Annotated in this window: 24 protein-coding genes and 2 tRNA genes; 16 read left to right on the forward strand and 10 right to left on the reverse strand. The window is 72.3% G+C overall.

Annotated elements, in window-relative coordinates; translation table 11 throughout:
* Positions 1 to 10: 10 nt before the first annotated feature.
* Positions 11 to 1,357 (reverse strand): M16 family metallopeptidase, encoded by a 1,347-nt coding sequence (locus COUCH_RS07710; protein WP_249611399.1) that lies wholly within the window; start codon positions 1,355 to 1,357, stop codon positions 11 to 13.
* Positions 1,354 to 2,682: a M16 family metallopeptidase gene (locus COUCH_RS07715; RefSeq protein WP_249611400.1), complete on the reverse strand. Its 1,329-nt coding sequence runs from the start codon at positions 2,680 to 2,682 to the stop codon at positions 1,354 to 1,356. Before COUCH_RS07715 ends, COUCH_RS07710 begins: the two co-directional genes overlap by 4 nt.
* Positions 2,683 to 2,814: 132 nt before the next feature.
* Here COUCH_RS07715 and arfB point away from each other — a divergent pair, with 132 nt between their 5' ends.
* The gene (gene arfB, locus COUCH_RS07720) at positions 2,815 to 3,240 is read left to right on the forward strand and encodes an alternative ribosome rescue aminoacyl-tRNA hydrolase ArfB (protein WP_249611401.1); all 426 of its coding nucleotides are present in this window, start codon (positions 2,815 to 2,817) and stop codon (positions 3,238 to 3,240) included.
* Positions 3,241 to 3,260: 20 nt separating this feature from the next.
* Positions 3,261 to 4,211, forward strand: a complete 951-nt coding sequence (locus COUCH_RS07725; protein ID WP_249613612.1) for a phosphotransferase — start codon at positions 3,261 to 3,263, stop codon at positions 4,209 to 4,211.
* A 10-nt stretch (positions 4,212 to 4,221) separates the two neighbouring features.
* Here the strand turns inward: COUCH_RS07725 and COUCH_RS07730 are convergent, their stop codons facing one another.
* Together COUCH_RS07730 and COUCH_RS07735 are read right to left on the reverse strand one after the other, a co-directional pair.
* On the reverse strand, positions 4,222 to 5,205 hold the full coding sequence (locus COUCH_RS07730; RefSeq protein WP_249611402.1) for a 3-methyladenine DNA glycosylase: 984 nt from the start codon (positions 5,203 to 5,205) through the stop codon (positions 4,222 to 4,224).
* 28 nt (positions 5,206 to 5,233) lie between these two features.
* Positions 5,234 to 6,058, reverse strand: coding sequence for an alpha/beta fold hydrolase (locus COUCH_RS07735; RefSeq protein ID WP_249611403.1), 825 nt, complete (start codon positions 6,056 to 6,058; stop codon positions 5,234 to 5,236).
* Positions 6,059 to 6,105: 47 nt separating this feature from the next.
* On the opposite strand from COUCH_RS07735, the gene COUCH_RS07740 reads away from it, so the two are divergent.
* From COUCH_RS07740 to COUCH_RS07755, 4 genes are read left to right on the forward strand one after another with little or no spacing between them, the layout of a single operon-like run.
* A complete protein-coding gene (locus tag COUCH_RS07740; RefSeq protein WP_249611404.1) occupies positions 6,106 to 7,068 on the forward strand; it encodes an ABC transporter ATP-binding protein in 963 nt (320 codons plus the stop codon).
* Positions 7,065 to 7,913: an ABC transporter permease gene (locus tag COUCH_RS07745; RefSeq protein WP_249611405.1), complete on the forward strand. Its 849-nt coding sequence runs from the start codon at positions 7,065 to 7,067 to the stop codon at positions 7,911 to 7,913. The genes COUCH_RS07740 and COUCH_RS07745 overlap by 4 nt, the downstream gene beginning before the upstream one ends.
* Before the next feature lie 7 nt (positions 7,914 to 7,920).
* The gene (locus tag COUCH_RS07750; protein WP_249611406.1) at positions 7,921 to 8,169 is read left to right on the forward strand and encodes a helix-turn-helix transcriptional regulator; all 249 of its coding nucleotides are present in this window, start codon (positions 7,921 to 7,923) and stop codon (positions 8,167 to 8,169) included.
* A gap of 42 nt (positions 8,170 to 8,211) precedes the next feature.
* Positions 8,212 to 9,006: a fumarylacetoacetate hydrolase family protein gene (locus COUCH_RS07755; protein WP_249611407.1), complete on the forward strand. Its 795-nt coding sequence runs from the start codon at positions 8,212 to 8,214 to the stop codon at positions 9,004 to 9,006.
* On the opposite strand, the gene COUCH_RS07760 is transcribed toward COUCH_RS07755, so the two are convergent.
* On the reverse strand, positions 9,003 to 9,761 hold the full coding sequence (locus COUCH_RS07760; RefSeq protein ID WP_249611408.1) for a TetR/AcrR family transcriptional regulator: 759 nt from the start codon (positions 9,759 to 9,761) through the stop codon (positions 9,003 to 9,005). The genes COUCH_RS07755 and COUCH_RS07760 overlap by 4 nt on opposite strands.
* A gap of 70 nt (positions 9,762 to 9,831) precedes the next feature.
* Between COUCH_RS07760 and COUCH_RS07765 the strand changes: the two genes are divergently transcribed.
* The 4 genes from COUCH_RS07765 (at position 9,832) to COUCH_RS07780 (ending at position 11,800) form a co-directional block, all read left to right on the forward strand.
* On the forward strand, positions 9,832 to 10,638 hold the full coding sequence (locus COUCH_RS07765; RefSeq protein WP_249611409.1) for an NAD(P)H-binding protein: 807 nt from the start codon (positions 9,832 to 9,834) through the stop codon (positions 10,636 to 10,638).
* A gap of 110 nt (positions 10,639 to 10,748) precedes the next feature.
* A tRNA-Gln gene (locus COUCH_RS07770) sits at positions 10,749 to 10,820 on the forward strand.
* A 103-nt stretch (positions 10,821 to 10,923) separates the two neighbouring features.
* A tRNA-Glu gene (locus COUCH_RS07775) sits at positions 10,924 to 10,999 on the forward strand.
* 108 nt (positions 11,000 to 11,107) lie between these two features.
* A complete protein-coding gene (locus COUCH_RS07780) occupies positions 11,108 to 11,800 on the forward strand; it encodes an N-acyl homoserine lactonase family protein (protein WP_249611410.1) in 693 nt (230 codons plus the stop codon).
* 25 nt (positions 11,801 to 11,825) lie between these two features.
* On the opposite strand, the gene COUCH_RS07785 is transcribed toward COUCH_RS07780, so the two are convergent.
* The gene (locus COUCH_RS07785) at positions 11,826 to 12,512 is read right to left on the reverse strand and encodes an IclR family transcriptional regulator (protein WP_127497394.1); all 687 of its coding nucleotides are present in this window, start codon (positions 12,510 to 12,512) and stop codon (positions 11,826 to 11,828) included.
* A 49-nt stretch (positions 12,513 to 12,561) separates the two neighbouring features.
* Here COUCH_RS07785 and leuC point away from each other — a divergent pair, with 49 nt between their 5' ends.
* The 4 genes from leuC (at position 12,562) to COUCH_RS07805 (ending at position 16,271) form a co-directional block, all read left to right on the forward strand.
* Positions 12,562 to 14,004: a 3-isopropylmalate dehydratase large subunit gene (gene leuC / locus COUCH_RS07790; RefSeq protein ID WP_249611411.1), complete on the forward strand. Its 1,443-nt coding sequence runs from the start codon at positions 12,562 to 12,564 to the stop codon at positions 14,002 to 14,004.
* 15 nt (positions 14,005 to 14,019) lie between these two features.
* Complete coding sequence (gene leuD / locus COUCH_RS07795) at positions 14,020 to 14,607, forward strand: 3-isopropylmalate dehydratase small subunit (protein WP_249611412.1); 588 nt, start codon at positions 14,020 to 14,022, stop codon at positions 14,605 to 14,607.
* A gap of 254 nt (positions 14,608 to 14,861) precedes the next feature.
* Positions 14,862 to 15,665 (forward strand): HU family DNA-binding protein, encoded by an 804-nt coding sequence (locus COUCH_RS07800; RefSeq protein WP_249611413.1) that lies wholly within the window; start codon positions 14,862 to 14,864, stop codon positions 15,663 to 15,665.
* 108 nt (positions 15,666 to 15,773) lie between these two features.
* Positions 15,774 to 16,271 carry a hypothetical protein gene (locus COUCH_RS07805; protein WP_249611414.1) on the forward strand — a complete coding sequence of 166 codons (498 nt, stop codon included), beginning with the start codon at positions 15,774 to 15,776 and terminating at the stop codon, positions 16,269 to 16,271.
* Here the strand turns inward: COUCH_RS07805 and COUCH_RS07810 are convergent.
* Genes COUCH_RS07810 through cofC form a run of 4 tightly spaced genes read right to left on the reverse strand, consistent with a single transcriptional unit; the run spans position 16,228 to position 20,340 of the window.
* Positions 16,228 to 17,109 carry an NUDIX hydrolase gene (locus tag COUCH_RS07810; protein WP_249611415.1) on the reverse strand — a complete coding sequence of 294 codons (882 nt, stop codon included), beginning with the start codon at positions 17,107 to 17,109 and terminating at the stop codon, positions 16,228 to 16,230. The two genes, COUCH_RS07805 and COUCH_RS07810, sit on opposite strands and share 44 nt — an antisense overlap.
* 5 nt (positions 17,110 to 17,114) lie before the next feature.
* Positions 17,115 to 19,418: an RNA degradosome polyphosphate kinase gene (locus COUCH_RS07815; protein WP_249611416.1), complete on the reverse strand. Its 2,304-nt coding sequence runs from the start codon at positions 19,416 to 19,418 to the stop codon at positions 17,115 to 17,117.
* 45 nt (positions 19,419 to 19,463) lie between these two features.
* Positions 19,464 to 19,661: a cold-shock protein gene (locus tag COUCH_RS07820; protein WP_249611417.1), complete on the reverse strand. Its 198-nt coding sequence runs from the start codon at positions 19,659 to 19,661 to the stop codon at positions 19,464 to 19,466.
* 10 nt (positions 19,662 to 19,671) lie between these two features.
* Positions 19,672 to 20,340: a 2-phospho-L-lactate guanylyltransferase gene (cofC, locus tag COUCH_RS07825; RefSeq protein ID WP_249611418.1), complete on the reverse strand. Its 669-nt coding sequence runs from the start codon at positions 20,338 to 20,340 to the stop codon at positions 19,672 to 19,674.
* A 163-nt stretch (positions 20,341 to 20,503) separates the two neighbouring features.
* On the opposite strand from cofC, the gene COUCH_RS07830 reads away from it, so the two are divergent.
* Positions 20,504 to 21,196, forward strand: coding sequence for a lysophospholipid acyltransferase family protein (locus COUCH_RS07830; RefSeq protein ID WP_249613613.1), 693 nt, complete (start codon positions 20,504 to 20,506; stop codon positions 21,194 to 21,196).
* Positions 21,193 to 22,188, forward strand: coding sequence for an NAD(P)H-dependent glycerol-3-phosphate dehydrogenase (locus COUCH_RS07835; protein ID WP_249611419.1), 996 nt, complete (start codon positions 21,193 to 21,195; stop codon positions 22,186 to 22,188). Before COUCH_RS07830 ends, COUCH_RS07835 begins: the two co-directional genes overlap by 4 nt.

The raw sequence follows: 22,188 nt of genomic DNA on the forward strand, positions 1-22,188 counted from the left end.
ACATGCTACGTCACACCTCGGCGTCGACGATCTCCCCGATCGCGCTCACCGTGAGTTCATCGCGGATCAACGCGCTGTCGCCCTCGATCACGAGGGTGAGCCCCTCCGGATGCAGGTACTGCGCCGCGGCCGCCGACACCTCGTCGACCGTGGCCTCCAGCAGACGCTGCCGCAGCGTGGCGTAGTAGTCGTCCGGCAGGCCGTGCACCACCAGGGTGGCCAGCGCGCCGGCGATCGAGCCGGGCGTCTGCATGTCGACCGTCAGCGAACCGGCCCGCCACGTCCGGGCCACCTCCAGCTCCGCCTCGGTGACCCCGTACCGCCGCGTCCGGGTGATCTCCCCGACCGTGTCGACGAGCGCCGGGGCGGTCACCGCGGTCTGCACCGACGAGCTCACCCCGAACCGGCCGAACCGGCGGGTCATGGCGAAGTCCGCGCGGATGCCGTACGAGTAGCCCTTGACCTCGCGGATGAGGTGGTTGAGCCGGGACGTGAACGCCCCGCCCAGCACGGTCGCCACCAGCGTGATCGGTACGTAGTCCGGGTGGGCGCGTTCCGGGGCCCGATGCCCCAGCCGCAGCGTCGACTGCACCGAGCGGGGACGGTCGACCAGCAGCACCCGGCGGGACGCGGCGACCGGCACGGGCAGCGGACCCTCGGGCGTCAGCGCCGTGCCCGAGGTGCCGGCGAACGCCGCCGCGCCGAGCTCCTCGAGGTCCAGCTTGTCGAGGTCACCCGCGACCAGCAGCACGCCCGGCCGCTTCAGCCACGAGCCGTGGAAGTCGGTCACGTCCTCGACCGTGACGGCGGCCACCGAGGCGGGATCGCCGTGCAGCGGGCGGCCGACCCGCTCGCCGGCGCCGAACAGATCCAGGCGCAGCGCCGCGTCCGCCCGCGGCCCCGGCTGGGCCCAGTCCATCCGCAGGGCGGTCACCTCGTCGTCGCGGACCCGGGCCACGTCGGCCGGGTCGAGACGCGGCGTGCGCGCCGCCTCCGCCATCAGGGTCACGGCCCGGGGCAGCAGATCCACGGGTACGGACACCCCGACGCGGAACGAGTCCCAGTCCACCGACGTGCTGAGCTCCGCGCCCAGACCCTCCAGGGCGAGCGCGTACTGCGCGGAGTCCCGGGTCGTCGTGCCCTCCTCCAGGCACTTGGCGAGCACGCCCGCGGTGCCCTCGCGGCCGGGAGCCTCCCGGGCGGCGCCGGCGTCGAGCAGCAGCGACGCGGTGGCCAGCAGCTGGCCGGGCAGGTGCGCCGCCACCACCTCGCCGCCGGCCACCGAGACGCGGTGGATCGCGGGGAACGCGTACGGGCGGGCGTCGCCCGGCTCCGGACGGGTCGCGACGAGGCTCATGCTTCGGTCCCTTCGGGCGCGGTCTGCTCGGGCTCGTAGATCAGCGTGACCCGGGACTCCGGGGAGAGGGTACGGGCGGCGTCGGCGATGTCGTCCGCCGTGACCGCCTGCCACTGCGGCAGCCGGTACGCCGCCGCGGCCGGGTCGCCGAACTGGGTCGCGTACCGGCTCAGCGTGTCCGCCCGGCCGCCGACCGTGGACATCTGCCGCCACCAGGAGGTGGTCAGCAGTGCCTTCCCGCGTTCCAGCTCCGCCTCGGTGACCGGCTCGGTGGCCATGCTCATCACGACCTCGGCGACGCCGGCCTCCAGCGTGGCCGCGTCCACCCCGTCCTTCGCGGTGGCGGTGACGATCAGCGGGGCGGGGGCGTGGGCCAGGTCGACGCCGTACGCGCCGATGTAGTCGGGCTGCGCGATCCGGGCGCCGTCGGCCAGCCGCTGGTACAGGCGGCTGCCGCGGCCGCTGCCCAGCACGGCGGCCAGCACGGTGATCGCGTCGTACCCGGCGGTGCCGAACGGGTGGGTGCGGTGCGAGAGGTAGACACGCGGCGCGGGGACGGCCCCGGTGACGGTCTGGCGTACCGGCTTGGTGGCCGGGCCGGGCAGATGCCCGTGCGGCCCCGGCGCGACGTCCGGAACCGGCTCGATCATGCCGAAGTACTTGTCCCCCAGGGCGAACACCTCCTCGGGCGTGACGTCGCCCGCGACCGTCAGCACGGCGTTGTTCGGCGCGTAGTACCGCGCGTGGAACGCCTGGAACGTCTCCAGCGACGCCGCGTTCAGGTCCTCCATCGAGCCGATCGTCGCGTGGTGGTACGGATGCCCGGCCGGGTACAGCAGCGGCAACAGGCGCAGCCACGCGTCCCCGTACGGCACGTTGTCGTACCGCTGGCGCCGCTCGTTCTTGACCACCTCGCGCTGGTTGTCCAGCGTTTCCTGGGTCAGCGCGGGAACCAGCCCGCCCATCCGGTCGGCCTCGAGCCAGAGCGCGAGCTCGAGATGCTCCACCGGCAGGGTCTCGAAGTAGTTGGTGCGGTCGGGGTTCGTCGTGGCGTTGAGCGACCCGCCGGCGCCCTGGACGTACCGCATGTGCTCGGTCTTGCCGACGTGCAGCGAGCCCTCGAACATCAGGTGCTCGAAGAGGTGCGCGAACCCGGTCTGGCCTTCCGGCTCGTGCCGGGAACCGACGTCGTACCAGAGGTTCACGCACACCACGGGCGCGCTGTGATCCTCACTGACGATGACGCGCAGGCCGTTGTCCAGGCGCGCGGTTTCGATGGGCCATGGGTAGCCGGTCTCGGCGACCGGCGCGGGCTGAGCAGACACGCAACCTCCCTGTATCGGCCTCCAGTATCCCGGTGGGAGCCCGTCCCGCCCGGTTCCGGTGGACCAGGATGTCGCAGTCATGATCACAAACCGCGTGGCGCCCCGGCCCGGTGTGGTGCGATGCTGGGCCGCGTGCCCGACGACCTCCAGGTGAACGAGCGGCTGACCATCCCGGCCGCCGAGCTGTCGTGGCGTTTCTCCCGCTCCGGCGGGCCGGGCGGCCAGGGCGTCAACACCACCGACTCCCGGGTGGAGCTGTCGTGGAACCTGCTGGCGTCCGACGTGCTCCCGCCGGCCCTGAAGGAGCGGGCGGTCGAGCGCCTCGGCAACCGGCTCGTCGACGGTGTCCTGACCATCACCGCGTCCGAGCACCGTTCCCAGCTGCGCAACCGTGAGGCCGCCGAGGCCCGCCTCGCCATGCGGGTCGCGGAGGCCATCGCGTCCCCGCCCCGCCAGCGCCGCGCGACCAAACCGACCCGCGGCTCGGTCGAGCGCCGCATCGGCGAGAAGAAGCGCCGCGCCCAGATCAAGCGCAACCGTCGCGGGGACGTGGAGTGACCGGCGCGCCGGTGGTGGAGATGCTGTGGGAGGCGGACGAACCCCACGACGCGCTCGGCGCACGGTTCGGCTTCGACGACGGGCCGGCGGCCGCTCGCTGGGTCGCCGGCATGCTGGAGAAGCACTGGGGTCTGCGCCCGGACTCCTGCGAGCGGATCGTCATGAGCGGCGGAAATGCGCTGGCCTGGGTCGGCACGCCGTCCGGGCGGCTGCTGGCGAAGTGGTCGGTGGTGCCCGAGCGCTTCCCGCGGCTGGCCGAGGTGGCGCGGCTGACGAGCTGGCTGGACGGGCGAGGACTGCCGGTCTCGGCGCCGGTTCCCGCGCGCGACGGCCGGCTCCAGGTCGAGGCCGGCGGCGTCTCGATGGGGCTGCAGCGGGTCGTCGAGGGCGCCCTTCTCGACACCGGTGACCCCGGTCAGGTGCGGGCGGCCGGAACGCTGCTGGCCCGGTTGCAGGACGCGCTGGCGGCATACCCGTACGCCGATCGGCTCTCCGGGCCCGCGGTCGGATCCCGGCCGTTGACCGAGCGGATCACCGGCTGGCTCGACGCCCGCGCCGGGCACCTGCCGGCGGCTGCCCGCGACGGGCTGCGGGGGATGGCCGCCGCCGCACCGCCCGACCGGCTGCCGCGGCAGCTGGTCCACTTCGACTTCCGCGCCGCCAACATCCTGTGTGCCGGCGGCGCGATCGTCGCGGTCCTCGACTTCGAGGAGGCCCGGCATGAGCCTCCGCTCTTCGAGGCGGCCCGCGCGGCGGTCCTGCTCGGCACCCGCTACCACGACTGGGGTCCGGTGCCGGGGCACGTCCGCGCGGATTTCCTGGCCGGCTACCGGGCCGTACGCCCGCCGACCCCGGCCGAGGGCTCCTGGCTGGAGCTGCTGGTGCTGTGGCAGGCCTTGGAGATGGTGCCTCCCGGCGACGACCGGACCGGGTGGGCGGCGTCCGCGCTGAGCCTGCTGCCCCGCGGTTGACGCGTACCCGTCAGAGGTTGTGGGGTGCGACGGCCTCGCGGTTCTCCGCGGCCAGCGCCGGGCCGAGCAGCTCCTCGCAGACCCGGATCAGGCGCGCGCGCAGCGCCGCGGCCCGGCGGGCGAACTCGCGCTGACGGGCGACGTACTCGGCTTTGCCCTCCGGGGTCTCGATCTTCACCGGGGGATGGCCGTAGGAGCTGAGATCGTAGGGGCTGGCCTGCATGTCCAGCAGCCGGATGTCGCCGGCCAGGGCGAAGCAGTCCAGGGCGAGGGCGCCCGGCACCGCGGGACCGAGCTTGCTCGCCCACTTGTGGCAGTCCATCGCGGCGTGCAGGCAGCCGGGCTGGTCCAGGTCGACCTGGGTGGCCCGGGTCGGCTGCAGCCGGTTCAGCCCGACCGCCTCGGGGGTGAAGAACCGGAACGCGTCGAAGTGGGTGCAGCGGATCGGGTGCTCCTCCACGACCTTGTCGGTCTGCTCCTGGCCCAGGCGCAGCGGCAGAGGGTGGCGGCGGTGCTCCGGCTGGCGGTAGACCATCGCCCACTCGTGCAGCCCGAAGCAGCCGGAGAACGCGGGTCGCGAGGCCGTCGCGGTGAGCAGGCCGTGGATGTAGCGGACGCTCTCCCCGCGAGCCTGCATGTACGCCTCGACGTCCAGCGTCACCACGCCGTCGGGCAGGGTCGTGTAGAACTTCCACGCCGCCTGGTCGGCGAGGCCGTCGGGTGCCGGGGCGAGGCCCGTGCCGACGCCGGGGTGCCAGCGGCGCAGCTGGGCCGGGCGGGTGCCGTAGTAGTCGTAGAGGAAGTCCTCTATGGCGTGCTTCTCGCCGGCGGCCTTGCGCGCGCGGTGCCCCGCGGTCATCTCGTCCGCGCGCTCCGCGTGGGCGCTCGCCAGCGGGATCCAGCTGACGCTGGGCAGCACGGTGGTCAGCGCGTGCCCGCCACCGGCGAGGTCCGCACCGGCGGCATGCCCACCGGCGCGTCCGCTGATCCCCATCGCACCAGCGTATCCAGCAAGTCCAGTCCTATCGAGCCCCGGCGTCACCGGTTGTGAGGAACGTCCGTACGAGCTCCGCCACGGTCGCGGGCGCGCTCTGGTCGGGGGCGTTGTGGTCCAGGCCCGGTGAGCACGTGTACGCCGACCGGGGGATCAGCCGGGCGAGTTCCGGTTGCACCCGGCGCAGCCACTCGGGGCTGTGCCCGCCGGCGATGATCAGCGTGGGTGAGGTGACGGCGGCGTACCGGGTGCCGTCGGAGTCGAGGCCGGCCGCGACCCGCCACTCCCGCGGCAGCGTGTGCAGCAGCGCCCGGGTCTCCCGGCCGCCGGGGGTGTGCAGCATGATCCAGGCGAAGAGCGTCCAGGCCGGCACGGGCAGCACGCCGGCCGGGGCGAAGCCGAGCCCGGTGAGGAACCCGGCCATCGCCGCGGCGTCTCGGCCGGCGGCCAGCCTGCGTTCGAACGCCGGCAGGAAGTGCGTGTCGAAGGAGCCGTGCAGGCTCACGGCCGGGTCGAACAGGACCAGCCGGTCCAGCCTGCGGCGCAACGCCACGTGCAGGCCGATCAGCCCGCCGAAACTGTGCCCGAAGAGCTCGCCCGAGCCGGTCGCGTCGAGCACGGCCTCGGCGTCCTCGGCCTCGCGCTCGATCCCGTACGCGGCCCCGGGCGGTCCGCTCGCGCCCCGTCCCCGGCGTTCGAGGACGTGGACCGTCCGCACGTCCGCCATGGCCCGGCCGAACCGCGCGTAGTCCGTCGCGTGCCGCAGCCCGCCGGGCACGACCACGAGCCCGGGACCGGAGCCGCTGGTGGTGACGTCGATCGGCGTACCGTCCGCGCTTCTGATAGTTGGCATGTGAGCGAATGTAGTACTCCTACTACATACTTGATAAGGTGCCGGACATGACGACAGTGACGGGGGCGCTCATGGCCGAGGCGGACACACCCGCCGACCAGCCCGTGCTCGACGTCCGCGACCTGCGGATGCGGTACGGCACCACCGACGTGCTCGACGGCATCACGTTCACGGCCCGGCGCGGGGAGGTCCTGACCCTGCTCGGCCCCAACGGCGCCGGCAAGACCACCACCATCGAGATCCTCGAGGGATTCCGGATGCGCTCGGCGGGCGAGGTCCGCGTGCTCGGCGTGGACCCGGCCGTGGGCGACGAGCGCTGGCGTGCCCGGCTCGGCGTGGTGCTGCAGTCCTGGCGTGACCACGGCAAGTGGAAGGTGCGGGAGCTGCTGCACCACCTCGGCACCTACTACGCGCCGTATTCGGCGCCCCGCATCACCCGGCCGTGGCCGGCCGACGACCTGGTCGAGGTCGTCGGGCTCACCGGGCAGGCGGACAAGCGCGTCGGCCAGCTCTCCGGCGGCCAGCGCCGGCGGCTCGACGTCGCGATCGGCATCGTCGGCCGGCCGGAGCTGCTCTTCCTCGACGAGCCGACGGTGGGTTTCGACCCGGCCGCGCGCCGCGAGTTCCACGACCTGGTGCACCGGCTGACCGATGTGGACGACACCACGATTTTGCTGACCACCCACGACCTGGACGAGGCGGAGAAGCTCGCCGACCGCATCCTCATCCTGGCCGGTGGGCGGATCATCGCCGACGGCTCGGCCGACCAGCTCTCCCGCCGGGTCGCCGGTGAGTCCGAGATCCGCTGGACGCAGGGCGGCGTGCGGCACGTGCACTCGTCCGCGGAGGCCACGAGCTTCGTCCGCGAGCTGTTCCGGCAGCACGCGGACGGCATCACCGATCTCGAGGTGCGCCGCAGCAGCCTCGAGGACACGTACATGACCCTGGTCCGCGAGTCCGAGGCCGGCCGCGCCGCCACGGCCGCCGCCGTCTTCGAGGAGGCATTGTGAGCAGCATCGCGACGGTCGCGCGCGCCGGCCTGGCCCGCGGCGGCATCGAGCTCCGGCAGACCCTGACCACGGCCACGGACCTGTGGACGTACCTGTTTCCCGCGGTGCTGCTCACCGGCACGATCTTCTTCATGCGCGACGCGACGGTGCCCGGCACGGACATCTCGCTCGGCGCCCGTACGCTGCCCAGCACGTTCGGCATGGGGCTGGCCTTCTCCGGCCTGATGACCGTGGCCACGATGCTGGTCACCGACCGCGAGGACGGCACGCTGCTGCGCGCCAAGGCGATCCCGAACGGCATGTCCGGGTACCTGGTCAGCAAAATCGTGCTGGTCGGCGGGATGACGCTGATCGGCTTCGTGCTGCAGCTGGTGCCCGGCCTGTTCATCGTCGAGGGCCTGCACGTCGACGCGGCCGGCTGGTTCACCCTGCTGTGGCTCGTGCCGCTCGGCTTCGTCGCCACCATGCCCATCGGCGCGGTCTTCGGCTCGGTCATCGACAACCCGCGCAACATGGGGCTGGTCATGCTCCCGGTCATCGGCCTGATCGCGGTCTCGGGCATCTTCTACCCGATCGGCGCGATGCCCGGCTGGCTGCAGGCCGTCGCGCAGTTCTTCCCGATCTACTGGCTAGGGTTGGGCATGCGCTCCGTGTTCCTGCCCGACGCCCTCACCGTGGCCGAGCTGGGCCACTCGTGGCGGCACCTGGAGACGTTCGGCGTGCTGACGCTGTGGGCGGTGCTGGGCCTGGCCCTCGCCCCGGTGATCCTGCGCCGGATGGCCCGCCGGGAGTCCGGCTCCGCGGTGGCGGCCCGCCGCGAGAAGGCCCTGCAGCGGACGGCGTAGGGCATCCATGGCATCCGAGATCACCTACAACCGCATCGCGATGCTGCGCGCCGAGCGGGGCATCTCCCGGCGCCAGCTCGCCGATGCCCTCGGCGTGCACTATCAGACGGTCGGCTATCTCGAACGCGGCGAGTTCAGCCCGTCGCTGCACCTCGCGCTGCGGATCTGCGACTACTTCGAGGTGCCCGTCGAGGTGGTCTTCTCGCTGCGCCCGTTCCCCCGCCTCGGCACGGATACGGTGCCGCGCAGCGCGTAGCCTCGACCCTGGCCGCAAGCTTTCGATGGATGGGGTTCGACCGTGCGTTTCGCTCGTTTTGTTCATGCCGGTGGCGTGTCCTTCGGCGTCGTGGAGGGCGAGGCCGCCTCAGGCCTGACGATCGCTGAGATCGACAGCATTCCGTTCCAGAACGTCCGCTTCACCGGTCAGCGCTGGGCCCTGGCCGACGTCCGGCTGCTCGCGCCGATCTTCTCCAGCAAGGTGGTCGGCGTCGGCCGCAACTACGCCGACCACGCCGCCGAGCTGGGCAACGAGGTGCCCAAGGAGCCGCTGATCTTCATCAAGCCGTCCACCTCGGTGATCGGCCCGAACGACGCGATCCGGATCCCGCCGGTCACCCAGCAGGTGGAGCACGAGGCCGAGCTGGCCGTCGTGATCGGGGCGTCCGGCGCCCGCCGCGTGGACCGGGCCGGCGCGCAGAAGGCCATCTTCGGCTACACCGTCGGCAACGACGTGACGGCCCGCGACCTGCAGCGCAGCGACCCGCAGTGGACCCGGGCGAAGGGCTTCGACTCGTTCTGCCCGCTCGGCCCGTGGATCGAGACCGAGCTCGACGTGACCGACCTCGAGGTCCGCTGCGAGGTGGGCCGCAACCCCGAGGAGATGGAGGTACGCCAGCTCGGCCGCACCAAGGACATGGTCTTCGACGTGCCGACGCTGGTCTCGTACGTGTCCCACGTGATGACGCTGCTGCCCGGCGACGTGATCCTCACCGGCACACCAGCGGGGGTCAGCCCGATCGTGGCCGGCGAGACGGTCTCGGTCAGCGTCCAGGGCATCGGGGAGCTGCGCAACCCGGTCGTGACCCTCGACTAGCTCCCGGCCTCCCTCGCGATGCCGTCGAGGAGGAGGCGCAGGCCGTAGGTGAACGCCGCCGCGGCCTGCGCCTCCGTACCTCCGCCGAACCCGTCGGCGTGCCACACCCGGGTCATCGTCGGGTGCTGGTCCTCGTCGAACCAGCTCTCCCAGAAGCCGCTGCGCTCGGCCCACCACGAGTCGTTCGACTGCCCGCTCGCCCGGCGCAGCAGCACGTTCTCGCCCTCCTGCCGTGCCGCCGAGGTCACGAGCATGGTGACGGCGAGCGCGGCCTCGTTGACCCGGCCGATCGGCAGGCCCGTCCCGGCCACCGCGGACAGCACGAACTCGCGTTCCCGGAACGTGCCCGGGCCGAGCGGCGGCCGTACGGTCGAGATGCGGCTCAGCCACGGATGCGCCCGGTACATGTCCAGCGTGCGCTGCGCGTACAGGTGAATCCGGTCCTGCCAGTCCGCGGGCCCGGCATCCCCGGGGCCGGGGAGGTCGCGGCTGACCAGCACGTGATCGACCATGAGCTCGAGCAGTTCGGTGCGCGACGGCACGTACGTGTAGAGCGTCATCGTCCCCACGCCGAGCCGGGCGGCGACCTTCGCCATGGAGGCTGCCTCGAGGCCCTCGGTGTCCGCGATCGAGACGCCGGCCGCCACCACCTCGTCGACGCTGAGGCGCGGTCGCCGGCCGGTGCGTGCGCCCGGTGGGGGGTTGCGGTGCCGCCACAGCAGCGCCAGCACCCGGTCCGGATCGTTCTCCGTCATCGCGCCCCCGTCCGTTCTCGTATAGCCTACGAGAACAGTTTCCGTAGGGCATACGAGAATGGGGTGCGCGATGAGGATCCTGGTCACCGGGGCGACCGGCAACGTCGGCCGGCTCGTCGTGGACGAACTCCTGGCGCTGGGCGCGACCGGCGTCCGCGCCCTGACGGTGAACCCCGGGAAGGCGGCCCTGCCCAGCGGCGTGGAGGTGGCCCGGGGCTTCGTCGGCCGGCCCTCGACGCTCGCGCCCGCTCTCGAAGGCGTCGACCGGATGTACCTCGCGCCGGTGATCGAGACGAACGCCGAGGTGTGCCGGATGGCGGCTGCCGCGGGCGTGCGGCGCATCGTCGACCTGGCCGGCGCCAAGGGCGACCACTGGCAGGCGATCGAGGACGGCGTGGAGGCCTGCGGGGTGCCGTACGTCCACCTCGAGCCGGGTGAGTTCATGCCGAACGCGGGGCTGTGGGCGCCCCAGATCCGCGCCGGCGACGTGGTGCGCGACGGCTACGGGTCGGCCGTGAACGCGCCCATCGCCCTCGAGGACATCGCCGCGGTGGCGGCCCGGTGCCTGCTCGAGGACGGGCACGAGGGGCGCTCGTACGAGCTGACCGGCCCCGAGCCGCTGACGAGGCGCCGGCGGGTCGAGCTGATCGGGGAGGCGCTCGGCCGGCAGCTCACGTACGTCGATCTGCCCCACGACGAGTTCGTGCGGCAGCTCGAGCAGCCGATGGGCGAGTACGCGGCCTGGTACGCCGACGGCATGCGGCAGTTGGCGGCGAACCCCCAGCGCGCCGTCCCGACGGTGGCGGAGCTCACCGGGCGCCGGGCGACGACGTTCGCCCAATGGGCCCGTGACCACCGGAAACTCTTCGTCCCGTAGGCGGCTTCTCTGCGTAACCGCGGGATCACGGAAACGCAGGGTGCGGACCCGATTTGGAGGGCACCATGGGCTCGGGTAGAGTTTCCACTCGGTACGGCAAGCCGTACCAATGGGGTATGGGGTAATTGGCAGCCCGACTGATTCTGGTTCAGTTAGTCTAGGTTCGAGTCCTGGTACCCCAGCGCTACGGTCTCCCCGCGAGATCGGCGGCGCTGGACATCTGATAGTGTTCAGCACCGTTGCTGGAGCGGGAAAGCCCGGGCAAGAGCAACAAAGGCAAGGCCTGGTCCCGTCGTCTAGCGGCCTAGGACGCCGCCCTCTCAAGGCGGTAGCGAGGGTTCGAATCCCTTCGGGACTACCAGCATCAATCGGCTCGTGTCAGTGGACACGGGCCGATTCGCTTTTCCGCCCCTGACGCCTCTGCGCTGGGCGTAACCGCTCAGCCTGCCGGGCGGCAACACTGTTCAGTGTGAGCGATCCCACCGTGCGCCGCGTCGACTTCGGCTATTTCGTCCGCCCGGCCACCGAGACCGGCACCGGATCGCCGCGCGTCGAGCCCTGCCTCGGCTATCTGGTGGAGCACCCCGACGGCATGCTGCTCGTCGACACCGGCATGGGCTCGCATCCCGGCGTTGACGCCCACTACCGGCCGCGCCGGGTGGCCCTGGCGAAGGCGCTGCGGGCCGTCGGCGTCGGGCTCATCGACATCCGGTACGTGGTCAACTGCCACCTGCACTTCGACCACAGCGGCGGCAACCCGGATCTCGCCGGTCGCCCCGTCTTCACCCAGCGGGCGGAACTGGAGGCCGCGCGGACCGTCGAGGACTACACGCTGCCATGGCTGGTCGACGCGCCGGGTGTCCGCTACGTCGAACTGGACGGCGAAGCCGAGGTGCTGCCCGGCGTCGTGATCGTGCCCACGCCCGGCCACACCGCGGGCCACCAGTCGGTCGTCGTACGCCGGGGCGACGGCACCGTGATCGTCGCCGGGCAGAGCCACGACCACGCGACCGCTTTCACCGGCGACGTCCTGGCATGGCGGGCCGGGAGGGACGCCGTGGAGGATCCGCTGCCGGTTGCCCCGGCCTGGATGGACCGGCTGCTCGAGTTCGACCCGGCCCGCGTCGTCTTCGCCCACGACAACGCCGTCTGGGAGCCGTAGACGGCAAGCGAGCGGGGGGTGGTCCCTACAGGCCGCTCAACCGCTGGCCGGCCCGGACCACGGCCATGGCGTGCCGCTCACCGGGACGCCGGCCCAGCCGCTCGATCGGGCCGCTTATCGAGATGGCGGCGATGACCCGGCCGGTCCGGTCGCGGATCGGGGCCGAGACGCTCGCCACGCCCGGCTCGCGTTCGGCGACGCTCTGGGCCCATCCGCGGCGGCGGACCTCCGCCAGGGTGCGGCCGGTGAACTTGCAGCGCGGCAGCAGCGGCATGACCGCTTCCGGCGGCTCCCAGGCGAGCAGGATCTGAGCCGCGGAGCCGGCCACCATCGGCAGGACCGAGCCCACCGGGACGGTGTCGCGCAGGCCGCTGGCGCGTTCCGCGGCGGCCACGCAGATGCGTTCGTCCGCGCGGCGCAGGTAGAGCTGGGCGCTCTCGCCGGTGGCGTCCCGCAGCGCCGACAGCAGCGGTTCCGCCGCGGTCAGCAGCACGTCGGGCGCCGCGTTGGCGAGCTCGCCGAGCCGGGGGCCGGGGCGCCAGCGGCCCTGGGTGTCCCGGACCAGCATCCGGTGGATCTCCAGGGCCTGTGCCAGCCGGTGCGCGGTGGCCCGCGGCAGCTTGGTGCGGTCGACGAGTTCGGCCAGGCTGGCGCCGTCGACGCATGCCGCCAGGATGACGACTGCCTTGTCGAGAACGCCGACACCGCTCATACTGTGTCCCACAAGCCGAAACATACCTCCCAGAATTTAGGATGTCCAGATGGTGGGAGTCACTACGCCGAGGACCCTGGCCGAGAAGGTCTGGGACGACCATGTCGTGCGCAGCGCCGATGGCGAGCCTGACCTGCTCTACATCGACCTGCACCTGCTCCACGAGGTCACCAGCCCGCAGGCCTTCGACGGGCTGCGCCTGGCGGGCCGCCGGGTGCGGCGTACCGATCTCACGCTCGCGACCGAGGACCACAACACCCCGACCGGGTACGCGGACCCCTCGTTCAACACCCGTCGCGGCGACCTTCTCACGATTGCCGACACGACCTCGCGCACCCAGATCGAGACGCTGCGCAAGAACTGCGCCGAGTTCGGCGTGCAGATCCGCTCGCTCGGCGACGCCCAGCAGGGCATCGTGCACGTGATCGGCCCGCAGCTGGGGCTCACCCAGCCGGGCATGACGATCGTCTGCGGCGACTCGCACACCGCGACCCACGGCGCGTTCGGCGCGCTGGCCTTCGGCATCGGCACCAGCGAGGTCGAGCACGTCCTCGCCACCCAGACGCTGCCGCAGCCCAAGCCGAAGACGATGGCCGTCACGGTCGTCGGCGACCTGCGCCCCGGCGTCACCGCGAAGGACCTGATCCTCGCGCTGATCGCGCAGGTCGGCACCGGCGGCGGCAACGGCCACATCGTGGAGTACCGCGGCGAGGCCATCCGCAAGCTCTCCATGGAGGGCCGGATGACCATCTGCAACATGTCGATCGAGTGGGGCGCCAAGGCCGGCATGATCGCGCCGGACGACACCACGTTCGCGTACCTGCAGGGCCGCGACCACGCGCCCAAGGGTGCCGACTGGGACGCCGCCGTCGAGTACTGGCGGTCGCTCGCCACCGACGAGGGCGCCGAGTACGACACCGAGGTGATCCTCGACGCCGCCGCGGTCAGCCCGTTCGTCACGTGGGGCACCAACCCGGGTCAGGGCGCCGCGCTCGACAGCGCCGTGCCGGACCCGGAGGAGTTCGTCGACGAGTCGGAGCGCAACGCCGCCCGCCGCGCGCTGGAGTACATGGGCCTCGAGGCCGGTACGCCGCTCAAGGAGGTGCCGGTGGACGTGGTCTTCGTCGGCTCCTGTACGAACGGCCGCCTCGAGGACCTGCGTGCCGCCGCGGAGGTGATCCGGGGCCGCAGGGTGCACGAGGGCGTCCGGATGATGATCGTGCCGGGGTCGTACCAGGTGCGTGAGCAGGCCGAACAGGAAGGCCTCGACAAGATCTTCCTGGACGCGGGCGCCGAGTGGCGCTTCGCCGGCTGCTCGATGTGCCTGGGCATGAACCCGGACACGCTCAGCCCGGGCGAGCGCGCCGCCTCCACGTCCAACCGCAACTTCGAGGGCCGGCAGGGCAAGGGCGGGCGTACCCATCTGGTCTCGCCCGAGGTCGCCGCCGCCACCGCGGTGACCGGCAAGCTGGCCGCCCCGGCCGACCTGTAGAGACGGAGACCAGCCATGGACAAGTTCACCACCCACGCCGGCAAGGTCATGCCGCTGCGGCGCTCCGATGTGGACACCGACCAGATCATCCCGGCGGTCTACCTGAAGCGGGTCACCCGGACCGGCTTCGAGGACGGGCTGTTCAGCGCCTGGCGCGACGACCCGTCGTTCGTGCTCAACAACCCGGCCCACGCCGGGGCCACGATCCTGGTCGCCGGCCCGAACTTCGGCACCGGCTCCTCCCGGCAGCACGCCGTCTGGGCCCTGCGGGACTGGGGTTTCAAGGTCGTCATCGCGGCCCGGTTCGGCGACATCTTCCGCGGCAACGCCCTCAAGGAGGGCCTGCTGCCGGTGCAGCTCGACCAGAAGGCCGTCGAGGCGCTGTGGGACATGGCCGACAGCGAGCCGGACAAGCAGATCACCGTGGACCTCGGCGCCCGTCAGGTGCACGTGGACGACGCCGCGTGGAGCTTCCCGATCGACGATTTCAGCCGCTGGCGCCTCATGGAGGGCCTCGACGACATCGGACTGACGCTGCGCCACGAGGGCGCCGTCACCGCGTACGAGAAGGGTCGCCCGGCTTTCAAGCCGGTCGTTGTCTGAGCCTGCAAAACCCTGTCAGCACAGGCTTTTTCGCCCCCACCGGGTCGCCGGTGGGGGCGAATTCGTTGCGACACAACGGTTTTTTTTCGCGCGAATGTTTGTGTCTGCTGGTCAGAGGGCATACGGTGCGCGCAGAATGGCTCGCATTGGGCCAGTGAGGCATGTTCGGCGACAGCGGACCGCAGGTACGGCACCCGCGGCACGCACAGGATCGTCGTCAACGAGTCTCAGTTCTCACGTTCGGGAGGAAAACCGTGAACAAGGCCGAGCTCATCGAGGCGCTCGCCGCCCGACTGGGGGACCGGAAGACGGCGACAGCGGCGCTGGATGCGGTCATCAGCGAGGTGCAGAACGCCGTCACCAAGGGCGACCGCGTTGCCATCACCGGTTTCGGCGTCTTCGAGAAGCGGGCGCGAAATGCGCGCACGGCTCGGAATCCACGCACCGGCGAACCAGTCAAGGTGAAGAAGACGTCCGTCCCCGCTTTCAAGCCCGGCACGGGTTTCCGGGAGATGGTCGCGAGCGGCAAGGTGGCCAAGGCCGCCGCCGCCAAGAAGACCACCGCGGCGGCGAAGTCCACTGCCAGCAAGGCGGCACCGGCGAAGGCCACCGCCACCAAGACGGCGGCGGCCAAGAAGACGACCGCCGCCACCGCCACCAAGGCCACCGCTGCCAAGGCCACCCCGGCCAAGTCGGCGGCGACCAAGACGGCGGCGGCCAAGAAGACCACCGCCACCAAGGCGGCTCCGGCCAAGTCGGCGGCGACCAAGACGGCGGCGGCCAAGAAGACGACCGCCACCAAGGCGGCTCCGGCCAAGTCGGCGGCGACCAAGACGGCGGCGGCCAAGAAGACCACCGCCACCAAGGCGACGGCAACGAAGTCGACCGCCACCAAGGCCACCGCGGCCAAGTCGACCGCGGCCAAGAAGACGGCGACCGCGGCGACCAAGTCGGCCCCGGCGAAGTCCACCGCCCGCAAGACCACGGCGGCCACCAAGTCGACGCCGGCCACCAAGGCCACCACGGCGCGCACCTCGGCGGCCCGCAAGACCCGCTGAAGCACCCGCTCAGCGGCACGCTGACGAGACAAAGGGCGTCCACCCGTACGGTGGACGCCCTTTGCGTGTCCCGGCGCCACGGCGGCCGCTGAGCCTACGGTCCGCAGCATGGACCGCAGATCCGCCCCGGACGCGGGCGCCGCCGCGCCCCGGGCCGCCGCCCGCCCCCGGGGACCCGTGAGCCGATCGCTCATCGCCGCCGGCATCTTCGCGGCCACCGTCCTGCCGGCGTGGATGCTCGGCGACGCGGCGGAGAGCTGGACCGGCCTGTCCCTGCTGGACTGGACGGTCACCTGCGTGCTGTCGGGTGCCGCCGTGTACGTGCTGGCGCCGCACGCCTCGTACCGCCGCCGCGACGCCGTCCTGGGCGTCGTCCCGTTCGTCGGCTGGTACCTGATCAGCGTGCTCTCGTGGCGGATCGCGCTGCTGCCCCTGCGGGACTGGGAACCGCGCGAGGACGAGCTGTGGCGGGCCCGCTGGCTCACCGGCGACCTGATCGGTTACTGGCGCACGGATCCGCTGCCACCGCCCTCCCCGCGCCGGTCGGGCGCCGGCGCGCGGGTCAGATCCGGCTCAGCCCCGCGAGCCGGCCGCCCGACCAGGTGAGCACCCAGCCGCTGCCCTTGGGCGTCTTGTAGTCCGCTGGATCGCCGTCGCCGTCCAGGCTCGCCAGCAGCCCCGGGATCACCTTGCCCTGGCTGCAGATCGCGACCCGCTCGCCGTCGCGCAGCTCGGCCAGCCGCGCGACGGCGGCCTTCACCCGCGCCGGGATCTCATCGGCCTCGGCCGGCTCGGCGAAGGCCGCGTCCATGACGATCGGGCGGCCCACCATCCGGGCCAGCGGCTCCAGCGTCTGCCGGCAGCGCAGCGGCGTGGCCGACACCAGCCGCCGGGGCGCGAACAGGGCGGCCGCGACGCTGACCGTCTCGGCCTGCGCGCGCCCGCGGTCGTCGATCGGGCGCAGCGCGTCCGGACCGTCGAAGTCCTTGCGCTTGCCGGCGTGGGCGTGCCGGATCAGCACGGTCACCCTGGTGACGGTCGGCAGAGTCGCGGCGTGCTCGACCAGGCGCCGGTCGTCCGGGTAGGTCAGCCGGGCGGTCGCCTCGGCGGGCGACAGCCAGGCCACCTCGTCGACCTCGGCCGGGTCCTGCGGCTGCCCGGCAGGCCCGTCACCGGCCCGCATCAACCAGAAGTCGACCGTCTTCGGTACGCCGTCCGGCATCGTGTACGCGATCTCCGGCAGCCGCATCTGGGGCTCGGCCCGTACGCCGGTCTCCTCGAGGACCTCGCGGACGGCGGCGGCGAGCGAGTGCTCGGAACCGTCCAGCTTCCCCTTGGGCAGGCTCCAGTCGGACCGGTACGGCCGGTGCACGACGCAGATCTCGATGCCGTCCCCGGCAGGCCGCCAGAGCACTCCGCCCGCGGCGCGCACCGTTGCCGTCACGTCAGTCAGACCGCCTTGCCGATGATCCGGCGCAGCAGCGCCTCCTGCAGATGGACGTGCGGGTCGGAGGGGGTGGAGGTGCGCCGGTGCCAGGTGCCGTCACCGGCGAGGTCCCAGCCCTCGCTCTCGTCGCTCATCGCCAATTCCAGCACGTTGCGCAGATCGTCCTGCGCGGAGGGGAGCGTGACCCGCACCAGCGCCTCGATGCGGCGGTCCAGGTTGCGGTGCATCAGGTCGGCCGAGCCGATCCAGTACTCGGCGTCGTCGCCGGGACCGAACCGGAAGACCCGGGAGTGCTCCAGGAAACGGCCGACGATCGAGCGGACCCGGATGTTGTCCGACAGCCCGGGCACGCCCGGCCGCAGCGCGCACATGCCCCGGATGATGAGGTCCACCTTCACGCCGTCCTGCGAGGCGCGGTACAGCGCGTCGATGGTCTCCTCGTCGACGAGCGAGTTCACCTTGAACTGCACCAGGGCGTCGCCGCCCGACCGGGCGATCCGGGCCTGCTCGTGGATCCGCTCGATCAGTCCCCGGCGGACCCCGTGCGGCGCCACGAGCAGGCGGCGGAACGCGGTCTGGCGGCTGTACCCGGTGAGCACGTTGAACAGGTCCGTGACGTCCGCGCCGATCTCCGGGTCGGCGGTCAGCATGCCGAAGTCCTCGTACAGCCGGGCGGTCTTGGGGTGGTAGTTGCCCGTGCCGATGTGGCAGTAGCGGCGGATCTGGTTGCCCTCCTGCCGCACCACGAGCGCGGTCTTGCAGTGCGTCTTGAGACCGACGAGCCCGTAGACCACGTGGCAGCCGGCGCGTTCCAGCGTGCGCGCCCAGCCGATGTTGGCGACCTCGTCGAAGCGTGCCTTGACCTCGACGAGCACCACCACCTGCTTGCCGGCGGCGGCCGCGTCGACCAGCGCGTCGACGATGGGGGAGTCGCCGCTGGTGCGGTACAGCGTCTGCTTGATGGCCAGCACGTTCGGGTCCGCGGCGGCCTGCTCGATGAAGCGCTGCACGCTCGTGGAGAACGAGTGGTACGGGTGGTGCACGAGGATGTCGCACTCGCGCAGCCGGTTGAAGACGCTGCGCGGCACCTCACCGTCGGCCAGGTGCGGGTGGGTGGCGGGCACGAACGGGCGGTCCTTGAGGTCGTCGCGGTCCGCCTCGCCGTAGACCTGCCACAGCGAGGAGAGGTCGAGCAGGCCCGGGACCCGCAGTACGTCCTCGTCGTTCATGTCGAGCTCGCGGGCGAGCAGGTCGAGCACGTGGTCGCTGATCGAGGCGGCGACCTCCAGGCGCACCGGCGGGCCGAACCGGCGCTGCGCCAGCTCGCGTTCGAGGGCCTGCAACAGGTCCTCGTCGCGGTCCTCGTCGACCTCGACCTCGGCGTTGCGGGTCACCCGGAACAGGTGCCACTCCAGCAGCTGCATCCCGGAGAAGAGCTGATCCAGGTGTACGGCGATGAGCTCCTCGACGGGCAGGAACCGCACCCCGCGGCTGTCGTTCTGCACCGTCACGAACCGCGGCACGTTGTTGGGCACCTTGATCCGGGCGAACAGCTCCCCGCTCTTGTCGGCGGGGTCGCGCAGCACCACCGCGAGGTTGAGCGAGCGGCTGGAGATGTACGGGAACGGGTGCGCCGGGTCCACGGCCAGCGGCGTCAGCACGGGGAACACCTGCTCGCGGAAGTACGTCCGCAGCCGCTCCCGCTCGGGCGCGTCCAGCTCCGCCCAGCTGACCAGCTCGATGCCCTCGGCCTGCAGCTTGGGGCGTACCTCCTCGGCGAAGCAGGCGGCGTGCCGGGTGACCAGGTCGGCGGCCCGCTCGGTGATCATCGCCAGCTGGTTGCGCAGCGAGCTGCGGTCGCCGCCGCGCATCGGCAGGCCGGCCTTGAGGCGCCGCTTCAGCCCGGCGACGCGCACCATGTAGAACTCGTCGAGGTTGCTGGCGAAGATGGCCAGGAACTTCGCCCGTTCCAGCAGCGGGGTCCCCGGGTCCTCGGCGAGCGCGAGCACCCGCGAGTTGAAGTCGAGCCAGGACAGCTCCCGGTTGAGGAAGCGGTCCTCGGGCAGCTCGGGACGGGTGTCCTCGGCGTCGGGGGCGGCCTCGGCCGGCGAGGTCTCGGTCCGGGCCACGGCAGGGGTACGGCTGGGCAAGGCGGGCTCCGTCGGCTCGATGGCGGTCGGGTCGGCGACTGCCACCCCGGCGGTTCCGGATGCTTCGTCGCGCCGGAGGAACCGCCCGTTCGGACCGCGGCGCCGGGGGGCGTTCGCGGGCGCGCTGGTCTGGGGTGTCCGGGGCGGGGTGGTCATCGCTCCATCATTGCCCGTTCGTGGTTAACGGGAAATGAACAAGACTCAGGAGATTCCCGGAAGTTGGACCTTGATCACATCGCCGCCGGCGTCCGCCTCGATCGTCAGCCGCTGACCCAGGCGCAGCAGCCGCAGCCCGGAGGCCCGGAACGCGGCGGCCGGGAACGCCAGCTCGCTGCCGTCGTCGAGCAGCAGCGTGCCGGTGTGCGTACGGGGATCGAAGGTCGCGACGGTGCCTTGCATGCCGTGCACGCTACCGTGGCGGGCTCACCGGCACCCGGCAATCGCGGCCCGGAGCGAGCCCGAGGTCACGCAGCAGGGCGCAGGTGTGCTCGCCGGCGCCGAGCCCGAGCACCGTACGCAGATCCGCCGCGGTGTCGACGTCCTGCCGCAGTCCCGGCCAGTCCCCGGCGAGAACCCGGGCTCCGGAGGCGGCGTGCGCGGCCGCCGAGCCCACGCCGAACCGGGGGTCCAGGGCGGTGCCCGGGCCGGCCGTGAGCAGCACGGTCCCCGTCCCGGCGGCGTCCACCACGATGCTGCGCCCGGTGCCCGCGGACAGCAGCGCGGCGCCCAGCTCGTACGGCCGCAACGCCGGCAGGTCCCCGGTGAGCACCGCCCGTGACCGGTCCGGACCGGCGACGGAGTCGGCGCCGTGGCGCATGGCCTCGTTCAGCCCGGCCCGCGGGCGGTCGGGCGTGACCCGGGCGCCCAGGGCGGCCACCGCCGCGGCCACCTCGGCGTCGTCCGTGACCACCAGCACCTCGGCGACCAGGTCGCAGGCGCCGACCGCGGTGACCGTGTCCCGGACCATGGCCAGGGCCAGCTCCTGGTGCCGGGCATCGGGGACGGCGCCTCGCAGCCGGCTCTTGGCCGCGGCGAGGCGCTTGACGGGAATGACCGCCGTCCAGTCCGCTCCTGACACGCCGACAATCCTGCCACCGCCGCCGGCCGCGGCCGGCGCCACGGCGACCCGGCCTGGCTACGGCGACCACGAGCAGGCATGATTTCGTCCCAGGGTGTGGGGGACGGAGGGGATCGGCGTGGCGCAGCGCAGGCGGCTCGGGTTGTGGCGGCGGCTGGCGGTGATGCTGGTGCTGCCGACCATGTGGGTCTGGACCAGGCGCAGCTGGTCGGGCATGGAGAACCTGCCGCCCGGCGGCGGTTTCATCATCGCGCCGAACCACATGTCGCAGTTCGACCCGCTCGTCGTGGCCCACTACGTGTACGCGTCCGGCCGCTGGCCGCGCTTCCTCGGCAAGGCCAGCATCTGGAAGGTGCCGTTCGTCGGGTTCATGCTGCGCAAGACCCAGCAGATCCCGGTCGAACGCGGCAGTGTGGAGGCGGTGAAGTCGCTCGACTCCCTCATCGAGGCGATCCAGCAGGGCGGTGTCGTGATCATCTACCCGGAGGGCACGACGACCCGGGACCCCGACCTGTGGCCGATGCGGGGCAAGACCGGCGCCGCCCGGCTCGCCCTGGTCACGGGCGCGCCGGTGATCCCGATGGCCACCTGGGGCACGCAGCAGGTGCACGACGTACGGACCAAGAAGATCTCGCTGAAGCCCCGCCGGCCGGTCAGCGTGGCGGCCGGCAAACCGGTCGACCTGACCCGCTGGCAGGGCGAGGCGCCGACCCGGGCGGTGCTCGACCAGATGACCGAGGCGATCCAGCTCGCCGGCCGTGACCTGCTCGCCGACCTGCGCGGCGAGACGCCGCCGGCCGAGCTCTACCAGGCTCCGGCGCGCCGGCCCTCCGGCCCGGCGGGGACGTCGGCATGAGGCGCTCCGCGGTCCTGGGCGCCGGCGCCTGGGGTACGGCGTTCGCCAAGATCCTCGCCGAGGCCGGATCGGAGGTGACGATCTGGGCCCGCCGCGAGTCCGTCGCCGCCTCCATCCGTGAGCAGCACACCAACGAGTCCTCGCTGCCCGGCGTCAAGCTGCCGTCGGGGGTCACCGCCACCAGCGACCTGGGCGTGGCCCTCGCCGGGTCGGAGCTGGTGTTCCTGGCCGTGCCGTCGCAGACCCTGCGGGGCAACCTGGCCGACTGGGCGGGGCACCTGCCCGCCGGCTGCACGCTCGTCTCCCTGATGAAGGGCATCGAGCTGGGGACTACCAAGCGGATGAGCCAGGTCATCGTGGAGACCGCGGGCGTCGACCCGGACCGCGTCGTGGTGGTCTCCGGTCCCAACCTGGCCCCGGAGATCGCCGCCGAGCAGCCCGCCGCGACCGTGGTGGCCGGCACCGACCCGGGCCGGGCGCAGCTCGTGCAGCAGGCCATCGCGCTGCCGTACATCCGGCCGTACACCAGCGACGACGTGATCGGCTGCGAGCTGGGCGGGGCGGTCAAGAACGTCATCGCGCTCGCGTACGGGATGGCCCACGCGATGGGGATGGGCGACAACACCAAGGCGTCGCTGATCACCCGGGGCCTGGCCGAGACCGCGCGGCTCGGGGTGGCGCTGGGCGCCGACCCGATGACGTTCGCGGGGCTCGCGGGCCTGGGCGACCTGGTGGCCACCTGCTCGTCGCCGCTGTCGCGCAACCGGACGTTCGGCGAGCACCTGGGCCGCGGCGAGTCGCTCGAGGCGGCGCAGGCGGCCGCGAAACAGACAGCCGAGGGCGTGAAGAGCTGCCTGGCGATCCGCGACCTCGCCCGCGCGCACGGCGTCGAGATGCCCATCACAGAGCAGGTCGAGCGCGTCTGCCACGAGGGCGTCGACCCTAGGGTGGCCGTGAAACTGCTGATGGGTCGTGAGATGAAGCCGGAGTGA

The sequence above is a fragment of the Couchioplanes caeruleus genome (assembly GCF_023499255.1).
In the GTDB taxonomy this organism is placed as follows: domain Bacteria; phylum Actinomycetota; class Actinomycetes; order Mycobacteriales; family Micromonosporaceae; genus Actinoplanes; species Actinoplanes caeruleus_A.